This window comes from Silvibacterium dinghuense, assembly GCF_004123295.1.
In the GTDB taxonomy this organism is placed as follows: Bacteria; Acidobacteriota; Terriglobia; order Terriglobales; family Acidobacteriaceae; genus Silvibacterium; species Silvibacterium dinghuense.
Window position 1 is genome coordinate 1,036,119 of sequence record NZ_SDMK01000001.1, and the last position, 21,031, is coordinate 1,057,149.

General features: G+C 62.9%; 14 protein-coding genes. 10 read left to right on the forward strand and 4 right to left on the reverse strand.

Annotated elements, in window-relative coordinates:
• Positions 1 to 17 precede the first annotated feature (17 nt).
• Positions 18 to 488, forward strand: a complete 471-nt coding sequence (moaC, locus tag ESZ00_RS04080; RefSeq protein ID WP_129206887.1) for a cyclic pyranopterin monophosphate synthase MoaC — start codon at positions 18 to 20, stop codon at positions 486 to 488.
• A 200-nt stretch (positions 489 to 688) separates the two neighbouring features.
• Here moaC and egtD read toward each other — a convergent pair whose 3' ends face one another.
• A complete protein-coding gene (egtD, locus tag ESZ00_RS04085) occupies positions 689 to 1,618 on the reverse strand; it encodes an L-histidine N(alpha)-methyltransferase (protein ID WP_229740944.1) in 930 nt (309 codons plus the stop codon).
• Positions 1,619 to 1,737: 119 nt separating this feature from the next.
• A complete protein-coding gene (gene egtB, locus ESZ00_RS04090) occupies positions 1,738 to 3,036 on the reverse strand; it encodes an ergothioneine biosynthesis protein EgtB (RefSeq protein ID WP_129206889.1) in 1,299 nt (432 codons plus the stop codon).
• A gap of 364 nt (positions 3,037 to 3,400) precedes the next feature.
• Between egtB and ESZ00_RS04095 the strand changes: the two genes are divergently transcribed.
• The 4 genes from ESZ00_RS04095 to ESZ00_RS04110 all read left to right on the forward strand — a co-directional run bounded on the left by ESZ00_RS04095 (position 3,401) and on the right by ESZ00_RS04110 (position 11,161).
• Positions 3,401 to 4,156, forward strand: coding sequence for a DUF5666 domain-containing protein (locus tag ESZ00_RS04095; protein WP_129206890.1), 756 nt, complete (start codon positions 3,401 to 3,403; stop codon positions 4,154 to 4,156).
• A gap of 13 nt (positions 4,157 to 4,169) precedes the next feature.
• Positions 4,170 to 7,637, forward strand: a complete 3,468-nt coding sequence (locus tag ESZ00_RS04100; protein WP_129206891.1) for a TonB-dependent receptor — start codon at positions 4,170 to 4,172, stop codon at positions 7,635 to 7,637.
• Positions 7,638 to 7,653: 16 nt separating this feature from the next.
• On the forward strand, positions 7,654 to 9,843 hold the full coding sequence (locus ESZ00_RS04105) for a VWA domain-containing protein (protein ID WP_229740945.1): 2,190 nt from the start codon (positions 7,654 to 7,656) through the stop codon (positions 9,841 to 9,843).
• A 67-nt stretch (positions 9,844 to 9,910) separates the two neighbouring features.
• Complete coding sequence (locus ESZ00_RS04110; protein WP_229740946.1) at positions 9,911 to 11,161, forward strand: glycoside hydrolase family 5 protein; 1,251 nt, start codon at positions 9,911 to 9,913, stop codon at positions 11,159 to 11,161.
• 3 nt (positions 11,162 to 11,164) lie between these two features.
• Here the strand turns inward: ESZ00_RS04110 and ESZ00_RS20005 are convergent, their stop codons facing one another.
• Both ESZ00_RS20005 and ESZ00_RS04115 read right to left on the reverse strand, forming a co-directional pair.
• Complete coding sequence (locus tag ESZ00_RS20005) at positions 11,165 to 11,341, reverse strand: C1orf53 family protein (RefSeq protein WP_164981338.1); 177 nt, start codon at positions 11,339 to 11,341, stop codon at positions 11,165 to 11,167.
• Between the two features lie 87 nt (positions 11,342 to 11,428).
• On the reverse strand, positions 11,429 to 15,889 hold the full coding sequence (locus ESZ00_RS04115) for a DEAD/DEAH box helicase (protein ID WP_129206892.1): 4,461 nt from the start codon (positions 15,887 to 15,889) through the stop codon (positions 11,429 to 11,431).
• 166 nt (positions 15,890 to 16,055) lie between these two features.
• Between ESZ00_RS04115 and ESZ00_RS04120 the strand changes: the two genes are divergently transcribed.
• From ESZ00_RS04120 to ESZ00_RS04140, 5 genes are all read left to right on the forward strand, one after another.
• Entirely contained in the window at positions 16,056 to 16,289 is a 234-nt protein-coding gene (locus ESZ00_RS04120) for a hypothetical protein (RefSeq protein ID WP_129206893.1), read from the forward strand.
• A gap of 105 nt (positions 16,290 to 16,394) precedes the next feature.
• Positions 16,395 to 17,045, forward strand: a complete 651-nt coding sequence (locus tag ESZ00_RS04125; protein WP_129206894.1) for a KdsC family phosphatase — start codon at positions 16,395 to 16,397, stop codon at positions 17,043 to 17,045.
• A complete protein-coding gene (locus ESZ00_RS04130; protein ID WP_129206895.1) occupies positions 17,042 to 18,364 on the forward strand; it encodes an ArnT family glycosyltransferase in 1,323 nt (440 codons plus the stop codon). The genes ESZ00_RS04125 and ESZ00_RS04130 overlap by 4 nt, the downstream gene beginning before the upstream one ends.
• A gap of 10 nt (positions 18,365 to 18,374) precedes the next feature.
• Positions 18,375 to 19,661, forward strand: coding sequence for an ArnT family glycosyltransferase (locus ESZ00_RS04135; protein ID WP_229740947.1), 1,287 nt, complete (start codon positions 18,375 to 18,377; stop codon positions 19,659 to 19,661).
• Positions 19,658 to 20,944 carry a glycosyltransferase family 39 protein gene (locus ESZ00_RS04140; protein ID WP_229740948.1) on the forward strand — a complete coding sequence of 429 codons (1,287 nt, stop codon included), beginning with the start codon at positions 19,658 to 19,660 and terminating at the stop codon, positions 20,942 to 20,944. The genes ESZ00_RS04135 and ESZ00_RS04140 overlap by 4 nt, the downstream gene beginning before the upstream one ends.
• Positions 20,945 to 21,031 lie beyond the last annotated feature (87 nt).

The window sequence follows — 21,031 nt, forward strand, 5'->3', positions numbered from 1 at the left end:
GATCAGGAGGAGATGGAGTGGAAAAGCTCTCGCATTTTGACGAGACCGGACGAGCACGCATGGTAGACGTCAGCGAAAAGGCACAGACGCGGCGTGAGGCAACTGCCGCGGCCTTCGTAGCGATGGATCAGCGCGTCCTCGCCGCCCTGCCGCAGAACCCGAAAGGCAATCCGCTCGAGACGGCGCGCTTTGCCGGCATCCAGGCAGCGAAGCAGACCGCGATGCTCATCCCCATGTGCCATCCGCTGCCCCTGAGCTTCATCGATGTTGCAGCGACGATCACCGAGGGCGGCATCGCCATCGAAGCCACGGCGGCAACCACCGCCGGCACCGGCGTCGAGATGGAGGCGCTGACCGCCGCGTCCATTGCCGCGCTGACCGTTTACGACATGTGCAAGGCGCTCGACAAGGGCATCGTCATCCGCGAAGTGCGGCTGCTCAGAAAGACCGGAGGCAAAAGCGGAGACTATACCGCAGCCGACAGATAGAACCCCGAGTGCCCCGCATCTCATTCTTATCAAGATGTGGGAGAGTACAGAACATCGGATCGGGGCCAGCAAAGTTTGCACCTTCCCATGTCTCAAGATCGAGACATGGGAACTCAGCTTCTTCTCTACCTGGGGACGAACAACACCCCTCCGCGACCAGCGGAAGCGCCACGCGAAGCAGGTCGCCCTGCGCGCAGCAGCTATACCACAGTCGCAAGGTAAACACCGAACCACTGCCGCGGATCGCTCCAGCAGCGCGTCAGGGCAAAGCCTGCGCGCTCGATGATGGAGGCGATGGACTCCGGCGTGAATTTGTAACTGTTCTCGGTGTGAATCGTCTCGCCGCGCGCAAAGCGCACTTCGAGATGTAACGCCGGAATCGAAACCGTCTGCGCGATGAGGCTCTCAAGATGCATCTCGATGCGCGACTGCTCCTGATTCCAGCGGGCGCGATGGCGGAAGGTGCGCAGGTTGAAGTCGGCTCCGAGCTCGCGATGGATCCGCGTGAGAACGTTCTTATTGAAGTCGGCCGTCACCCCTGCGGCATCGTCATAAGCCGGGATGAGGACAGACGCATCCTTGGCGCGATCGGCCCCGAGCAGCAGATGATCGCCGGGCGCAAGAATGCGGCGCGCCTCGCGCAGCACCTGCACCGCATCCGCAGGCTCGAAGTTGCCGATGCTCGAACCGATATAAAGGACCAGCCTGCGGCCTTCGCACGGAATCGGCTCGATGCCCTGCGTGTAATCGCCGACACGAGACTCGATGCGCACGCCGGGAATGCCCTCAGCGATATGCTGCTCGGCCGCGGCCAGCGCGGAGGCCGATACATCGATGGGGTAGTAGTCGACCGCGCCCTGGCTGCGGATCGCAGCACGCAGCAGCAGACCGGTCTTGGTCGCCGTGCCCGCTCCCAGCTCAATCATGGTCAGCGGCCCAGACTCTGCAGCAGCGGCGGCGATCATCTCATCTCCGTGCTCGGCAAAGATCGCGCGCTCGGTGCGCGTGAGGTAGTACTCGGGCAGCTCGGTGATCGCTTCGAAGAGCTCCGAGCCCCGCTGGTCATAAAAGAGCCAGGGACAAAGCGTCTTGGGCCTGGAGGTGAGGCCGCGATAGACCTCGGAACCCACAGGCGTACAAGCGGCTTCCGGTAAAGAAAGAGTCGACGATACAGCGTGCATGCAAAGGGACCCGGCTTTCGGTTAGTCTTTCGTCTCTAAAAAAAGAAACTCACGAGTGCATCTACGAACTAACGGTTGGCCAGACGCAGGCCCGCAAACTGCCAACGGGTATCCGGCGAAAAGAAATTCCTGTAAGTCGAACGGATATGACTGGCCGGGGTAACGGCAGAGCCGCCGCGCAGGACCATCTGGTTGCACATGAACTTGCCGTTGTACTCGCCGAGCGCTCCGGGCTCCGCGGCAAATCCCGGATAGCCGAGATACGCGCTGGCCGTCCACTCCCACAGGTCGCCATACATCTGCTGCAGACCTGCGCCAGAAGACGCGGGCATGGGATGCAGCTCGCCGGATTCGAGGAAATTGCCAGTTGCCGGCTCGGGGATGGTCTCCGCCGCAGCCTCCCACTCCTGCTCCGTGGGCAGGCGCTTGCCCGCCCAGCGGGCAAAGGCATCGGCCTCGAAATAACTCACATGGCAGACCGGCGTAGCCAGCATCGCCGCGAGCGGCATGGCACCGGCCAGGGTGAAGAGCTGCCACTCGCCGTCATCCCCATGGAACCAGTAGAGCGGCGCGCTCCACTGCTGCGCCTTCACCGTCTCCCACCCCTCGGAGAGCCACAGCTCCGGACGCTGATAGCCTCCGTCACGCATGAAGTCGAGATACTCGCCGCAGGTCACCAGCCGCGAGGCAAGCGTATAGGGCTCGAGATAATGCCTGTGGCGGGGCCGCTCGTTGTCGAAGGAGAAGCCCTCCCCGCGATGGCCGATCTCGACCAGGCCGCCGGGGAAGTCGATCCAGCGTACAGGCGGAGCCTCCGTAGCCACTGCCAGCGGCTCGCTGCGATAGGCCGCATGCAGCGGATTCACCCAGAAAGCATTCTTCACGTCGTAGGCCAGCAGCTCCTGGTGCTGCTGTTCATGGTGCACGCCGATGGTGATGCGGCGTACAGCTTCAGGATGCGCAGAGGACTCGAGCAGACGCTCGACAGCCGCATCGACATGGTGGCGGTAAGCGCGGATCTCTTCCAGCGAGGGCCGGGAGAAGCAGGCGCGCAGCTTCTTGAGCGGCTGGTCGGAGACGGAATTGTAGTAGCTGTTGAAGAGCCAGACGAAGTCGGGATGGAAGGGACGGTATCCCTCGAGGTAGGGGGTCAGAACGAAGGTCTCGAAGAACCAGGTGGTGTGGGCCAGGTGCCACTTCACCGGGCTGGCCTCGGGGCAGGACTGCACCATCATGTCTTCCGGGGTAAGCGGCAGGCAGAGCGTTTCCGTCTGCTGCCGCACACTACAAAAGAACAGGAGCAGATCCTGCGACGATGCAGGCCGTACAGACAGGGTTTCGGCGGCCGGGCTTACCGTTGCATGCATGGCGTGCTCACCTTCCTGAAAGGGATTGGCCGGGCACGCGGCAATGCGGCTCCGGGTTAAAAAGATCGGACAGGATCGGGGCTGCAAAAATCGGGCAGAGTCGGAGCCCTGCTACGGTTCTGGCCACAGTTGCCGGTCTCTATCTCTGATTGAGAACAGGACAGACGGCGAAACGTTGCCAGAGCCCTGCATATCAAACGCAAACCGCTGCTTCCAACAGATGCGCGAAACCCGGGGAAGGCTTCGCAGGATATTCTCAGGCTTATCGATACCTTGCGTCTTCCAGGCTACAGAAGGCGTCTATCACGCAGCCTATCAGCGCTTCCGCTTTCCCCCGAGACTGTAGCAGAAAGGACTGAATGTCGTGACCAGATTCCGCAAATTCCCGCTCCTGCTCCTGCTCGCGCTGCTGGTCGGAGCCATCCCGGCGGTCGCGCAGGACCCTTCAGGCGGACAGGACGGGCCTCCGCAGGGTGGTCCCGGCGGCCCAGGTGGCGGTCCGGGCGCGGGCATGATGCAGGCCTTTAATGAGCACGGCGTGCAGGGCACGGTGACGGCCATCAGCGGCTCGAATCTGACCGTAAAAACCGATGATGGCACCACCTGGAAGATCGAGACAGGCCCCAACACCCGGGTCCGCAAGCAGCGTGACCAGATCAAGCTGACCGATATTCACGTCGGGGACATGGTCGGCGCCTTCGGTGACAAGGACGACAAGGCGAAGGACCTCGGCGCAATCGCCGTGATCGTCATCGACAAAGAGCAATACGAAAAGGCCAAGGCGGACTTCGGCAAGACCTGGACAACAGGTGTGGTGCAGTCGATCGTCGAGACGAAGATCACCATCAAGCGTCCGGACAATGTCGTGCAGACCATCGTCGTGGACGAGAACACCTCATTCCGGAAGCGCCGCGACAGCATCACCCTGGCCGATATCAAGGCAGGCGACAACATAACCGCGCGAGGCGGACTGCAAGGCACGGACTTCCTGGCCAAGACGCTGAATGTCGGCGGCCCTGGAGGACCAGGTGGTCCGGGCGGCCGAGGCTTTGGCGGTCCTGGAAACGGGCCGGGGAACGGGCCCGAAAGTGGCAATCCTCCGCAAAATCCCAACTTTTAATTGAAAACAGGCCATGATGCAGCGACTCCTTTCCACGATTGCTCTACTCGCCGTGTCTCCGCTGGCAGCTTCAGCGGCGAGTGCCCCCCTTTCGCGGCAACAGGCTGCCCCTGCCCAGGCAAGTCCTGTCCAGACAAGTTCTGGTCAGGCGGGTTCGGCGCAGGCAGATGCGGCGCCGTCGTCTCCCGTCCAGACCGGCGGCACCATCCACGGCACGGTCAAATCGGGCACCACACCGCTGCCCGGCGTGAGCATCACAGCCACGAATACGCTCACCGGCAAGCGCTACTCGACGGCCACCGATGCGACCGGCGCCTACAGCATGACCATCCCCGCCAATGGCCGCTACGTGGTAAAGACCGAGCTGGCCGCCTTTGCCGAGTCGACCGGCGAAGCCCTGCTGAACGCCACCGGGCATGACCGCACGGTGGACTTCACATTGCTGCTGGCCTCGCGCGCGGCAGCACAACAGCAGCAGGAGACGGCCTCATCCGGCAGCACAGGCGGAGCACGGCAGTATGGCAGCGGACGCGGTGCGCAAAATCTCTCCCTGCTGGGTTCGGCTTCTGATCTGATCAGCGCGGCAACCGGCAGCGGCGCAACCGAAAGCGCGACACAGCTGCCCAGCCTGGCCAGCGCGACCGATACCTCGACCGAATCCGTGGCCGTAGCTGGACAGACCGGCTCGACCGATCCCTTTGCCGGCATGCACCCCGGTGACGGACCACCCGATGGCGGACCGGACGGTCAGGGCGGTCCAGGCAGTGGTGGTGGTCCTGGCGGCGGCGGACCGGGTGGCGGCGGCCCCGGAGGGGGTGGTCCAGGGGGTGGAGGTCCCGGCGGCGGTGGTGGCTTCGGTGGCGGTGGATTTGGCGGCGGTGGCGGACGCGGCTTTGGCGGACGCGGCAATTTCCGCAACTTCAATCCGAACAAGCCCCACGGCGCGCTCTTCTGGAGCGGCGGTCCCTCCACCTTCAATGCGCAGAATTTCTCCATCCGCGGAGCCGAGGTCGAACAACCGAGCTACGACTCGAACAAATTCGGCCTGACATTCCTTGCCGCGCCCTATATTCCGAAGATTCTCGAGCACGATACAAAGGATTTCGTCTTCTTCTCGCTCTCCGGCACGCACTCGTCCTCGCCCTTTGACGAGTACGGCACCGTGCCGACGGCGGCAGAGCGCGCCGGCAACCTCTCCAGGCTGACCAACAGCGCCGGAGAAACAATCACCATCTACGATCCCAATACCGGCCAGCCCTTCGCCTCGAACACCATTCCCACCGCGCGCCTCTCCTCGCAGGCCACGGCGCTGCTCGGGTATATGCCGCTGCCGAACCTTTCCGGAACCACGCAGAACTACCGCGCGCTTTCTACGGAAGAGACAAATACCACCACCCTGGGCCTGCGGCTGATCCACAACTTCGGCAGCGGCGGCAACCAGCAGGCCATGCGCAGCATGATGCGCCACATGATGGGCCAGGGAAATCCCCAACTGACGCAGAACATCAGCGGCAATTTCAACTACAGCCACACCGCCAACGACAGCCTGGACATCTTTCCCGAGCTGAGCGGCAAGACCCAGACGCATCAGTACTCGCTGCAGCTGGGCTACTCGGCAAGCAAGGGCCATATCACCGAGATGTTGAATGGCACCTGGAACTACAGCGACACGCAGACGACGAATTACTTCACCAATAAGACCGACATCGCCAGCCAGATCGGACTCAACGGCCTGCCCACCGATCCCCAGCTCTACGGTCTGCCCGACATCACGCTCAACCAGTTCACCAGCATGAGTGAGCAGGCGCCGAAATTCCAGCAGAACCAGACCGTCGGCCTCTCGAACACGGTCGCGTGGATTCACGGCAAGCACAATGTGCGCTTCGGCGGAGACATCAAGCGCGTGCACCTGAACATGCTGAGCGAGACCAATCCGAGCTACACCTTCACCGGCCTCTATACCGAAGCGCCAGGGACCAGCACGGACACCTCGACCGGCACCGCAAGCACCGGCTCTTCGCTGGCCGACCTGCTGCTCGGACTGCCGCAGGCCACCAGCATCACCGCTCCATATCAGAAGGCATACCTGCGCGAGAACACCTACGACGCCTACCTGCAGGACGACTGGCGCGCGCTCAAGAACTTCACGGTACTGTATGGCCTGCGCTGGGAGTATTTCTCACCCTACTCGGAGAAATACGACCGCCTCGCCGAACTCGATACCGGTTGCAATTTTGCCTGCGTGTCCGCAGTGACGGCTAACGGTGTCGGTCCTTACAACGGCAAGTATCCGCGCACACTGGTCAATCCGGAGCGTGGGAATTTCTCCCCACGCATCGGCATCGCCTGGCGCGCGATCAAGGAGACAGTCGTACGCGCCGGATACGGCATCAACTTTGCCAACGGACAGTATGTGAAGTTCGTGAATGACTTCGCATTCCAGGCTCCCTATGCGAATGTGCAGTCGAATACGAACTCGCTGACCGAGCTGCCCACCTATACGCTGCTCAATGGCTTCAGCACCGAACCACCGACCGAAGGCGACTACGCCGTCAACAAGGACTACAAGCTGCCCTACGTGCAGGTATGGAACATCGATATCCAGCACACCTTCCCGCTGGGCATCATGCTGAATGTGGGCTACAACGGCTCCAAGGGCACGCACCTCGACATCGTCGACGCGCCGGGCCGCAATGCAACCGAGTCCTTGAGCGGTGTGAACTACGACTACGAAAACTCCACTGCCTTTTCGAACTTCAATGCACTCACCGTGCGCCTGAACAAGCGCCTGCAGAAGGGCATTGCAATCACCGCGACGTACAAGTACTCGCACTCCATCGACGATGCATCGTCGATTGGCGGCAACGGCGGCACCACCGCCGTGGTCGCGCAGAACTGGCAGGACCTCCTGGCCGAAGAGTCGAATTCCAGCTTCGACATCCGTCAGCAGATCAACGGAACCTTTCTCTACGAGCTGCCCTTCGGTCCCGATCAGCACTACCTGACCAGCGGCAATTTCCTCTCCAAGGCGCTCAACGGCTTCTCCGTCTCCTGCACGTTCGGATTCGCGACCGGCGAACCGCTTACGCCGAGTTACGAAGCAGCCATTGACGACGTATCGCGCGGCAGCACGGGCTCGCTGCGTCCGGACCGCGTGCAGGGCATCTCGCTCACCAAAGGCGCGGGCAGGCTCGATGACTGGTTCAACAAGGGTGCCTTCGCCACGCCCACCAGCACTTACGGCAACGCCTCGCGCTATTCCATCCCCGGCCCGGGCACCATGACCCAGGACATGTCCTTCTCGAAGACGCAGCGCTTCGGCGACATGAAGACACTCGAGATACGAGCCATCGTCGATAACGTCTTCAATACGGTGCAATACTCGGGCGTAGATACGACACTCGGCTCGGCAACCTTCGGCGAAGTCACTTCGGCCGCGTCGATGCGCAGCTTCTCTTTCCTCTCACGGTACAGGTTCTAGGAGTAAGAGGTCGATCATGAAACTACCCCGTCATCTTTGCCTCTTCGCCGCCTGCTGCACAGGCGCAGGCCTCATGTCTGCTTTCGCGCCTGCTCTCGCGCAAGATCAGCTGAAGCAGTCGCCCGAACAGTCCTCCTTCACCTTGAAGGTGACCAGCGATCTGGTCCTGACCAACGTGGTGGTGCGCGACAAGAAGACCGGCGACATCGTGCACGGCCTCACCAGCAAGGACTTCACCGTACTCGAGAATGGCAAGCCCCAGTCGATCGCCAGCTTCGACTTCGAAAGCGTGGACCAGGCCGCGCCGCTGAATGAGGCGACCATCAGCGGCAGCTCAGGCAAGAGCCTCTTCAACGCCAAGACCGGCGTAGCCAAGCCCGAAGAGCTGCGCAATCACCGCCTGATCGTGCTCTTCTTCGACCTCACCTCGATGCAGCCCGAAGACATCGAGCGCTCGGTCGAAGCCGCACGCGACTACATCAACAAGCAGATGGCTCCTGCCGATCTCGTCTCGGTCGTTTCTCTGGATACGAACCTCTCGCTCGACCAGGACTTCACGCAGAACAAGCAGCTGCTGCTGAACGCCGTGAACAACTACGATCCCGGCGCAGGTCAGGGCTTCCAGCCTGGCGCAACCAGCACGACAAACCAGGTGGAAGACACCACCGCCTTCACCGCCGACGAGAGCGAATACAACGACCTCAACACCGACCGCGAACTCTTTGCCATCTCCTCGATCGCAAAGTCGCTCGCGTATATCAACGAGAAGAAGTCGATGCTCTATTTCTCGGGCGGCATTCAGCGCGACGGCATCGAGAACCAGGCTTCGCTGCGTTCGGCCATCAACTCTGCCGTACGCTCCAATCTCTCGATCTACAGCGTGGACACGCGCGGCCTGCAGGCCATCTCCCCGCTCGGCGACGCCTCCACCGGAAGCCTGCGCGGAACCAGCAGCTACAACGGCGCGGGTCTCCAGAACAATATGGACTCGAACTACAACACGCAGGAAGTCATGGCGACGCTCTCGTCGGACACCGGCGGCAAGGCCTTCTTCGATTCGAACGATTTCTCCCCGGCCTTCGAGCGTGTGCAGCGCGACACCTCGGCCTACTATGTCATCGGCTTCCGCTCCACCGACACGCGCAAGGATGGCCGCTATCGCCGCCTGACCATCAAGGTGAACCGGCCCGATGTGAAGCTCGAATATCGCCCCGGCTACTACGCGCCGGCGGACTTCCTGCACTCGAACCGCGAAGACCGCGAACGGCAGCTCGAAGACGAGCTGGCCAGCGACCTGCCCGCGACCGACGTCGCCGTCTATCTGCAGGCGCTCTACTTCCGCACCGACGAGACACACTACTTCGTGCCGGTCTCCCTCGTCGTACCCGGCTCGCAGATCCCCTTTGTCAAAGGCGGCGACAAGGACAAGGCCACGCTCGACATCATTGGCGAAGTGAAGGAAGCCTCCGGCCGCTCCATCGGCCAGGCGCGCCAGACAGTGAAGCTCTCGATCGACCAGGCGCAGCAGGTGCGGCAGAAGAACGTCCAGTATTCGACGGGCTTCACGCTGCCCATCGGCAAATATCACCTCAAGTTTGTCGTGCGCGAGAACGAAACCGGCCGCATGGGCTCCTTCGAGGCCGACATCCAGGTCCCCGACCAGCGCAGGATTCCCTTGAAGATGAGCTCGGTGGTGCTGGCCAGCCAGATGATCCCCGCGCCGAAGAACAGCGATAATCCGCTCGACCGCGACGGCCAGCAGCTGGTGCCGAACCTGCCGCATGTCTTCCGCCAGGACCAGCACCTCTACTTCCTCTATGAGGTGTACGCGCCCTCGCATGTCGGCACGGCCAGCAGCGATCCCAAGGCCGCGAAGGAAGCCGAGAAGAATCCCAAGGCTCCGGTCAAAGTGCTGACGAGCATCGAATTTCTGAAGGATGGCGCGAAGAGCTTCGAGACGCCTCTGGTCGAAGCCAGCAGCGTCAACGTGCCCAATCGCGACGCCGTGGCCTTCCAGTTCGACGTACCGCTGAATGGCTTGAAGCCTGGGCTCTATACCTGCCAGGTCAACGTCATCGATGATGCCGGAGGCAGCTTCAGCTTCCCGCGCACGGCCGTGCTGATCCGCGAGCCCGCACCGGCTCCCACGACACCGGCAGCACCGGCACAGGGAGGCACTCCAACGCCATCCTCGCCCGGAAATTAAGACACAGAGCAAGTCACTCAACAGTGACTCCCGCCGCAGTGTAGAGTGACTGGCGGAGGACATTGCTGTGACTTGCTTTCGCTCTTTGCTGCACCGTGCGTCGGTGCTCTCTGCCTCAGCCCTGATCGGACTCTCTCTTCTCACCGCGCCCCGGCACGCACAGGCCGCAGACAGCGGCTTCGCGCACACCAGCGGACAGCAAATTGTGGACGGCAACGGCCAGCCGCTCTATCTGCGCGGCATCAACCTCGGCAACTGGTTTGAAACCGAAGGCTACATGTTCCACTTCGAACATGGCCCGCAGTCCACGCGTGAAATTGAAGCACTGACCAACGAGCTGCTCGGGCCCGATGCCTCGGCTCGCTTCTGGCACGAGTGGCGCGAGAAGTACATCACCCGCGACGACATCGCCTATCTGCATCAGATCGGCCTGAACTCGATCCGCATCCCCATCGATTACCGCTATTTCACTCCCGGCAATGACGAGGGATTTCGCCTTCTGGACCGCGTCATCGGCTGGGCGGGTGAAAACCACATCTACGTGGTCATCGACATGCACGCCGCGCCCTGCGGACAGACCGGCACGAACATCGACAACAGCTGGGGCTACCCCTGGCTCTACGACAGCGAGGAGTGCCAGCGGCAGACCGTCGAAATCTGGACGCGCATCGCCGCCCATTACACAAACAACAAGACCGTGCTCGGCTACGACCTGCTGAACGAACCCGTGCCGCACTATCCCTCGCTGCAGAAGTACAACGACAAGCTCGAGCCGGTCTACAAAAAGATCGTCGCCGGCATCCGCACCGTGGATAAGCATCACATCGTCATCCTGGGCGGCGCGCAGTGGGATACGAACTTCAAAGTCTTCGGGCCGCCCTTCGATACGAACACCGTCTACCAGCTGCACAAATACTGGATGGACCCGGTGCAGGCCTCCATCCAGACCTACGTCGATTTCTCGAAGCAATACAACGTGCCGGTGTGGCTCGGCGAATCAGGCGAGAATAACGACGCATGGATCGGCAAATTCGTAACCGTGCTGGAGCAGAATCACATCGGATGGGCCTTCTGGACGTACAAGAAGATCGATACCACCTCCTCGATCGTCTCCGCGCCCAAGCCCCGCTACTGGGACGAGATCGTCGCCTACTCGCAGCTTCCCGAGGGAACCGGCAACGCCGAGAAGCGCATCGGCGCGCGGCCGCCCCAGGACCACATCCAGGCCGCATTCGATGACCTGCTGAAGAACGTCGAGTTTGCGAACTGCGTGAAGAATCCCGGCTACATCCAGGCGCTGGGGCTGAAAGAGCAGTAGCCATCAATCTTTCTGTGGCTGCGGCGCGGCGGAACCGCTCTGCGCCTCGTCGCGCCACGGACAGTGACGGCACCCCGAGCCACAGCAGTAACCACGGCGGAGATGATACTCCGCCGTAAACACCAGGTACGGGCCGTCCATGTAATAATCACGGCCCTCCACCAGCATCTCTTCAGACATACGCCTCGCAAAACGCTCCAGCCGGCCCATTCAAGCATGAAGTCGGCTTGAGTGGGGTCGGGTGCCCCACCCATGACCCTCGGTTGGTCATGGGTGGGTCTCAAGAAAACCCAGGGCAGGAGAGGAAAACAGGCTCACCGTCGTCGGCGCATCTGTCTCTTCTTTCTCTTCCGCAAACGGCCATGTCACCGTCCGGCCCGGAATCGCGGCCGGACGCTCGCCCGGAATCACAATATCGATCAGGTTCATCGGATCTGCCGCAGCGTAAGTGATCGCTGCCTGAGCCTGCGGCCTGCGCCGCACCTCGCGCAGCATCTCCAGCGCCTCGGGCAGCGCGAACTGCTCTCCGCCAAAGCCGGAGACAAAGCGCCCGCCGCGCACGGTCCCGCGTGCTTCCATCCTGCGATACATGCCGACCAGGTCACGCCAGCGCGGCATCGACGTTTCCCGTGTCAGCAGATCGCGGAAGATCACACCGTAACGCCGCAGCAGCGTCATGCAGGCAGACTCCAGCTCGCTCTCCCACCGCTTGGCAGCTTCGCCAAGACTTTCGTCGACGAGCGGAGCCTGCGCCAGCATGCTCCAGCGCCCCGCGGCCTTGCGATTCTGCGCCGCAGGCCGCACCCGCGCAGGTGCGGTAAAAATTTGCTTCCGCCGAGGGTCCACAAGCTGGCGCAGGCTGTCGAACCCATCGGCCGTCACCAGCCCCGCAGCAACCAGTTCCCACAGCGCCAGCGCCGTCTCCTCACCCGGAGCGCCAGAGAGCCGCGCCAGCTCTGCAGGAAACATCGCTCCGCGCTCCGCGAGGCAGGAGCGCAGCCGGTTCGCCAGAGAACTCAGGCATGCCTCCAGATTCGCCCCGGGAATTTGTCGCTGTTGCAGGCACAAATCCATCCACAGCGCCTCTTCGCGCAGAAAAAAGGTGATCGGCGCCATGCCCGTAGGCACGATACGCCGCGGCCCTCCACCTTCGACCGTTGCAAATGCCGGATGCGGCGAGATGCGCCCCCATCCGACCACGCCGGTAAGCGTCAGAGCATCGAGCCAGCGCGGATCGTAATTCGCTACGCGCTGCGGCAAGATCGACCGCTCCCACTCGACGGCTGGCGCCTCGAATCCCTCGAGCCCGCGAATCGCCTCCAGCAACCCCTGCTCGCCCGAGAGCTGTCGCTGCGGCCCAAGATGCTGCCAGTCCAGAGCAAAGCGCATGTACACCGCCGGCGTCACCGGCTCGACCTGCTTGCGCAAGGCATGCAGGGTTCGCTTGTGAATCCGCTGCAACAGCCGCCGCTCGCACCACTCGACGTCTTCCTCCGCGATCGGCTCAGCAGAAGGCGGATGATCGAAGCACCCGCGCAGCATCGTGCCCGACGCCTCGAGCAGCAGCATCTGCTTCCAGATCTCGGATGCCGCAACGCCCAGCCGCTCGCCGAGCGAGCGCGAGGTCACCGGCCCAAGAATCGCCATCCATCCCTGCATCGCCTTGCGCAGAACCTCGTCGGCGCCGGCAATGTTCGCCGGCAGCGCAATGAATTGCTTATCATATGCAGCATCCGGCCATAGCAGCTTCAGCTCAGCCAGCCGCTCGGCGGCGGCAATATACCTGCGCCCACCCGCGAACAAAAACCCGGCGCGGCGACTGCGCTCCAGCGACGCGAAGAACGGCCCCCAATGCTGCGTGCGCGGATCGTCCATCATCGCCTGCGGCACTATCACCAGTGAACACAGCAGGTCATGCAGCTCGTGTTCGTCGCGCGGATCGGGCCATACCTGCGCGCGCACCTCCTCGATCGCCGCCGGCGAAAGCCGTCCCGCCTCGCCCAGCGCCTGGTCGGGCAGCAGGCCGCGCATGGCCACGGCGCGCGCGCGCCGCTCCTCGAGCCCCGCCTCATCGAGAAAGGCATTGGGATGCGCGTTGACCAGCTCATGCGCGAAGACCGAAGGCGTCGTCGTGTCGATGGCCACGCAACGGATCGCGCCCGAGTCCATCGCGGCGAGAATCTTCGTCAGCCCCTCCAGGTCCATCGCCTCCTGCAGCACATCCCGCATGACTTCTCGAACGAGCGGATGATCCGGGATCTGGATATCGCCCTCGATGTTCTCAAAGCACGCCGCAGCCTGCGGAAAAACACTGGCCAGCAGATCGTCGGAGCGCGTGCGCATGATCTGCGGAGGAACTTTCTTGCCCTTCTGGAAGCGCAGCAGCTGCAGGCTCCGGCACGCATCCCAGCGCCAGCGCGACTTGAAGATTGGTGAAGCCAGCGAGGCCTGCTCGAGCAGTTCCTTCACCGTCAGCGTGGTCAGGAACTGGAAGACATCGCTCAGCGGAAAGCTGTGCTGCTCGGCCAGCGAGATGTTGAGCCCGTTGTCCGTAGCCGCGGCCTGCAGCTCAAAATTGAACCCGCGGCAGAAACGCTTGCGCAGCGCCAATCCCCACGCCTTGTTGATGCGGCCGCCGAAGGGCGCATGCAAGATGAGCTGCATGCCGCCGCCCTCATCGAAGAACCGTTCTGCAACAACCGTGGTTACAGATGGAATGGTGCCCAGCACCGCGCGCCCGGCAGCCACATAACCGATCATCTGCTCGGCAGCCGAATCGTTCACCGCGCAGGCATCCTTCAACCACGCCGCCGTTGCCGCCACTTCCTCATGCGACTGGCTGATGAACCCCGGCTCGACTGTAGGCGTGCGCTCAGCGATCTCGCAGCGCAGCGCGGAGACAAACTGCGACAGCTCCCAGGTTCGCAACGGCGCTTCGCCCGTCCAGAAAGGCAGGCTCGGCGGCTGCCCATGCGCATCTTCCACATGCACATGCCCGCTCGACTCGATGCGCTGAATGCGCCAGCTCGTATTGCCCAGCAGGATCACATCGCCCGGCGACGAATCCACCGCGAAGTGCTCGTCGAGCGTGGCAATCTGCACGCCCTCCGGCTGCATGATGACATGAAACAGCGGCAGATCCGGAATCGTACCGCCATTCGTGACAGCAGTGATGCGCGCCCCGCGCCGCGCCTGAATCTGCCCATGTACGCGATCACGAAGCAAATACGAACCATAGCGGCCGCGGCTGGACTCGATGCCTTCACTCAGCAGGCAGAGCGCCTCGTCGAACTCGTCCCACGTCAGTGCTCGATACGGCTGCGCACGGCGGAAGAGCTCGAAGAGACGCTGCTCCTCCCACGGCTCCGCTGCGCAGGACGCGACGATCTGCTGCATCAGCACATCCACCGGCTTCTGCGGAATCTCCAGCCGATCGAGCAGGCCGCTGCGCATGGCGCGGATCAGAGCAGCTGTCTCGATCAGGTCATCGCGCGTGGTCACGAAGAAGCGTCCCTTCGGCGTCGCACCGCGCCAGTGGCCCGCGCGTCCCACACGCTGCATGGCCACGCCGATAGCGCGCGGCGTGCTGATCTGGCAAACCAGATCGACGCTGCCGATATCGATGCCCAGCTCCAGCGAAGCCGTCGCCACCAGCACGCGAATCTCGCCATCCTTCAGGCGCCGCTCGCTCTCCAGCCGCAGCGCACGCGAAAGGCTGCCATGGTGCGCGGCTACGTTCTCCGTACCGATCAGTTCCCCCAGCGCAAAAGCCAGCCGCTCCGCCATGCGACGCGTGTTCACAAAGACCAGCGTCGAACGATGCTCGGCCGCAAGTTCGACGATCCGCGCATGGATGCTCTCCCACACCGCCGTCGTCGCCACCGAGCCCAGCTCTTCATTCGGAATCTCGATGCCGAGATCGAGCCCGCGCCGCTGCCCGGCCTGCACAATCTCAACCTCACCACCACGCGCGCCGCCGAGAAAATCCGCCACCAGCTCGATTGGATTCTGCGTAGCCGAGAGCCCGATCCGCTGCGGCGCCTCATGGCCCCCATTGACATATCCACAGACGAAATCGCCGGGCGCGAGCGGATTTTCTCCACGCACCAGCGCATCCAGCCTCTCCAGCGACAGCGACAGGTGCGAACCGCGTTTGTCATCGGCCACCGCATGGATTTCATCCACGATCACGGTGCGCACGCGGCGCAGGTTCTGCCGGCTCTTCTCCGAGGTCAGCAGGATATAGAGCGACTCCGGCGTGGTCACGAGAATGTGCGGCGGCTGCTTGAGCATGGCGCGGCGCTCGGCCGGCAGCGAGTCGCCGGTGCGCACAGCGGCAAGAATCGGCGGACAAAGATAGCCGCGAGCCATTGCCAGCTCCTGAATCTCACGCAACGGCGCTTGCAGGTTCTTCTGCACATCATTCGAGAGCGCCTTGAGCGGCGAAACGTAAACCACCTGCGTGGCCGCATCCAGGCGTCCCTCGATAGCCTGGCGCAGCAGCGCATCAATCGCAATCAGAAACGCAGCCAGCGTCTTGCCGCTGCCCGTAGGCGCGGAGATGAGCACCGGCTTTCCCGCAAGGATATGCGGCCAGCCCTCTTCCTGCGGCTCCGTAGGCGTGCCGAAGCGGCGCACGAACCACTCCTGCACCACCGGGTGCGCCCAGCGCAGGCTCGCAGGCACAGCCGCGGAATCGAGCGAGGAAGGCAGCGCGGAGGACAGCATGCGCCTATTCTAGCCCGATTTTCGTCTCCTCTTCGCCCTCAATCACTTAGCTACTCCTAGCAACCGAAGCACCTCCGGTCCTGACGAAATCTTTAGAAAGCATTTCAGAAGCCTTTACGGGCACGCGTTTTGAATCAGAGGTGCCGGAATCTCCGGCGGAGGATGTATGAGTAGCTTCCGTACCTGCCGTCCGCTTCTTGTTGATGCCACACAGTGCCACGCCGACCAGACCATCACAACGGATATGGGCTTCCGCCATGTGCGCCGCGGCGAGTGGATCATCAAAGGCGAAGATGGCGAGTGCTATGTCGTGGATGACGCCTTCTTCCAACGCACCTTCCTTCCCCTCCAGACCTATCCCTGGGAGACAACCGAAGAGAGCCGCAACTACGGAAGCTAAAAGGATGTTGTCATTCCGAGCGAGCGAAGCGAGTCGAGAAACCCGCCGTTCCTCTTCACGCAATGCAGCCTCAGGCCATGCGACGAGCACGTAAAATGCGGATATATGCCCGCATCCGCAACACTGAGCGCGGAAGACCGCGCCCGCCGCATCCGCCTGCTGCTTTTCGATGTGGACGGCGTCCTCACCGACGGCGGCATCTGGCTCTTTCCCGCGCCTGAAGCCGCACTCTCCACCGCTGAACACGCCGAGTCTCTTGCCGACAAAGGCGGCTTCGCCTTCGCCTCGGGCTCCATGATCGAAGCCAAGGGCTTCAACGCCCATGACGGCTCCGGCGTCTCGCTCGCCCGCCTCGCCGGCATCCGCGTAGGCATCGTCACCAAGCGCGTCTCGGAGGCGGTGTCTCTGCGCGCGCGCGATATGCGCGTCGACCACGTCTACATGGGGCAGGCCCACAAGATGCAGGCCGTCGAAGAGATGATGGAGAAGGATGGCGTCACACTCGAAGAGATCGCATACGTCGGCGATGACATCATCGATCTGCCCGTCATGCGCGTCTGCGGCCTGGCGATTGCCGTCGCCAGCGCCCGTCCGCAGGTGAAGGCTGCTGCGCACTGGGTTGCGCCCAGCCCCGGCGGACACGGCGCAGGACGCGATGCCGTCGAGTTCATCCTCGAGGCAAAAGGCGTGCTCGACGAGACCATCGAGCGCTATATTGAGGAACGCAGCCCCGGCGCAGGGCACTTCCAGCCATGATCGAAAACTCCAGGCGCACGTTGCGCGCGCCCCATCTCCAGGCACCGTGGACGCTCTTCTGGGTCGGCTTCCTCGTCCGTGTTGTCTACATCACGGTCGCGCATACCTATCGCGTCCCCGCGTATGCCGATCACTTCAAGTTCGGCTACGAGATGGGCCGCGTCGCACGCGCGCTGGTCACCGGCGCGGGCTACGCCGATCCCTTCAACGGACACACCGGCCCCACAGCATGGGTGCCGCCGGCCTATCCGCTGCTCATTGCCGGAGCGTTCAAGCTCTTCGGCGTCTACTCGCTGTTCGCCGGCTGGGCACTCCTCGTCTTCAACAGCCTCTTCAACGCGGCCGCCGCACGCTGGGTTTATGAGATCGCCGCACGCTGCTTCCACCGCAAGGTTGCCGTGTGGTCGGGATGGATCTGGGCTCTCTACCCGGCGGTGATGGAGTATGCCACGCGCTGGGTCTGGGAGACAGCCATCTCGACCGCGCTCTTCACCTTTGTGCTGCTGCTGGCGCTGCGCATGCGTCGCGTGGGCGAGCCTGTAGACGAAGGACAGGAACACCGCGCAGCCACACTCGGACAGTGGCTGTTCTTCGGACTGATCTGGGGCATCATCGCCCTCTCGAACTCCACCATGCTGCTCTTCCTTCCCGTCTGCGGGCTCTGGATACTGATGGGCAGCAAGCCGCTGTCGCAGACCATCCTGAAAGCTGTGGCCGCAGGCGTGCTCTGCATGGCCGTCATCACGCCATGGATCGTACGCAACTGGCAGGCCTTCCATGCCTTCGTGCCCATGCGCTCCAACTTCGGCGCCGAGCTCTACGCCGGCAACGGTCCCGGCTCCATGGGCTTTCGTTACGGCGCGCTCATCGGCCTGCCTGAGCAGGAGCCGCAGCACAAGCTCTATAAGCAGCTCGGCGAGATCGAGTATGTACGCAAGCGCGGCCAGTTGGCCAAGGAGTACATCGCCGCGCATCCGGGCCATTTCGCACAGCTTTCGCTCGAGCGTTTCGACTTCTTCTGGGCCAGCGTGCCGCATCCCACCGACAAGCACTGGTTTCTCGACTTCATCCGTCAGCTCGACTACTGCCTGCCCAGCATCACCGGCGTGCTCGGCCTGCTGCTCGCGCTCAAGCGGCGCGTGCCCGCGGCCGGACTCTTCGCATGGGCCTTCGTCCTGCTGCCGTTTACGTATTATTTTGTGACCGTGGAAGCACGCTTCCGGCATCCCCTTGAGCCGCTCATCGTGATCCTCTCGGTCTATCTCTTCCAGTCCGCCGAACGGCGCCGGGCCTCAACGGCTGCGGCCGCGCAGGCGTGAAGAGGAATTTGTGACAGATACCATTACAAAATCAAACCGCTTCCGCGCCCCATGGATCATCTTCTGGGCCGGTTTCCTGCTGCGTGCACTGGTCATCGTCATCGGCCACACCTATAAAATCCGCCTCGCGCAGGATCACTTCCAGTTCGGCTGGGAGATGGGCCGCATTGCCCGCGCTCTGGTCACCGGCTACGGCTACGCGGACCCATTTGTCGGCCACACCGGACCCACCGCATGGACGCCCCCCATCTTTCCCCTGCTGCTGGCCGGCGTCTTCAAGCTCTTCGGCGTCTACACCGCGCTCTCGGCGTGGGTCATTCTCACCATCAACAGCGTCTTCTCCGCGGCCGTCTCGCTCTTCGTCTATGAGATCGCCGCCCGCTGCTACAACCTGCGCGTGGCGAAGTGGTCCGCGTGGATGTGGGCCGTGTATCCGGCAGCATTGCAGTACGCCATCCACTGGGTCTGGGAGATGTCGCTCACCGCGATGCTCTTCACCTGGGTGCTCGCGCTCGCGTTGCGCATGCGCGGCATCGGAGAAGACAAGCCTCGCGAAGCGACTGCCACGCAATGGCTAGGATTCGGTCTTCTGTGGGGCAGCATTGCGCTCTCCAACTCCACCGTGCTGCTCTTCCTGCCCATCTGCGGACTATGGATACTCTTCGGAGCGAAGCAGCCGCTCGCCCAACTCGGCAAGGTCGCACTCGCCAGCCTCGTCTTCCTCGCTATTCTCGGCTCCTGGGAGACGCGCAACTTCCAAGCCTTCCACAAATTCATCCCCATCCGCGGCAACATGGGTGCGGAGATGTGGGCCGGCAGCGGCCCCGACTCTAACGGATTTGCCTGGATGGCCACGCTGCCGCTCGAGGAGCGCAACCCCGAGACCATCCGCTACCGCACGCTCGGTGAGGTCGAATACACGCGCCAGCAGGGCGAAAAGTGGCACGTCTACATGCGAACGCACCATCTGCACTACGCCGCCATCTCGCTCAAGCGGTTCTACTTCTTCTGGGCCGGAGTGCCGCATCCCACCGACGCGCATCCCGCCGCCGAAGCCATCCGCGAGATCGATTACTGCTTCTTCAGCATCACCGGCATTCTCGGCCTGCTGCTTTCGCTCAGAAATCGAATTCCCGCCGCAGGACTCTTCGCCTGGTCTTTCGTGCTTCTGCCTCTGACGTACTATTTTGTAACTGTGGCTGCACGTTTTCGCCATCCCCTTGAACCGCTGCTCTTCCTCTTCACGGTGTATCTCTTCCAGTCCGCGCAGCCGCGCAGAAAGCACGAGGCCACATGAAGACGATCAAGCGCAGCGACTTTACGGCTCCGTGGATGCTGGTCTGGATCGCGCTCGCCGTGCGCGTCCTCTACATGACCTTCGCGCACACCTGGCGCTTCTCGCCCATCGAGGATCACTTCAACTTCGGCCACGAGATGGGCCGCATCGCCCGCGCCGTCGCCACCGGCTACGGCTACGCCGATCCTTTCAATGGCCACACTGGCCCCACGGCGTGGCTGCCGCCCGTCTATCCGCTGCTCATCGCCGCCTGCTTCAAGCTCTTCGGCGTCTATTCGAACGGCGCAGGCTGGGTACTGCTGGCGTTGAACAGCGTCTTCTCCGCGCTCACCATCCGCCCGCTGTGGGAGATCGCGCAGCGCTCCTTCCATCGCAGCGTCGCCACCTGGTCCGCGTGGATCTGGGCACTCTATCCAGCCTTCCTGCAGTACGCGGTCAAGTGGGTGTGGGAGACCACGCTCACCACCTGGCTCTTCACCTTCGCGCTGGTCCTCGCGCTGCGCATGCGCGGCATCGGCGAAGATCGCCACGAGTCCCCCACCGTCGGCGAGTGGCTCGGCTTCGGACTGGTCTGGGCCGGCATCGCGCTCACCAATCCCTCACCGCTGCTCTTCCTGCCCGTCGCCGGTGTATGGATCATCCTCGGCTGCCCGCTGCGCGACTGGCAGTCGCAGGCCGGCAAGGCCGTGCTCGCGGCCGTGCTCTTCATCGCCTGCGTCGCGCCGTGGACCTATCGCAACTACCGCGCCCTGCATGCCTTCGTCCCGCTGCGCGCCAACTTCGGCGCCGAGCTCTATCTCGGCAACGGGCCCGGCTCGAACGGCCTCGAGATGGGCTGGCAACATCCCTACATGGCGCCCGATCAACGCGAGATCTATCGCCGCATGGGTGAAGTCGCCTACTCGAAGATGCGCGGCGACGCGGCCAAGGCCTACATCAAACAAGACCCGCTGCACTTCCTGCACAACTGCCTGCTGCGCACCTTCTACTTCTGGGCAGGCGTGCCCCGCACCAGCGTGCGCGGCTTCTGGAAGCAGTACGGACCGGACCTGAACTTCGACCTCATCACCATCGTCGGCCTGCTTGGCCTGCTGCTGACGCTCACCCGCCGCATCCCCGCCGCGGGGCTCTACGCACTGGCCTTCGCATTGCTGCCGCTCACCTACTACGCGGTCACGGTCTCAGCACGCTTCCGCCATCCGCTCGAGCCGCTGATCGTGATCTTCACCGTCTATCTCTTCCAGAGCGCCGAGAAGCGCTGGACCATCTGGCCCTGGCGGTGAACCAGGGCACTGTCATTTATTCAGTTTGATGGAGCGGCCTTTGTATCTCCGGGAACAGGCTGCAAAGTCGGTGCAGCGGGCGTAGCT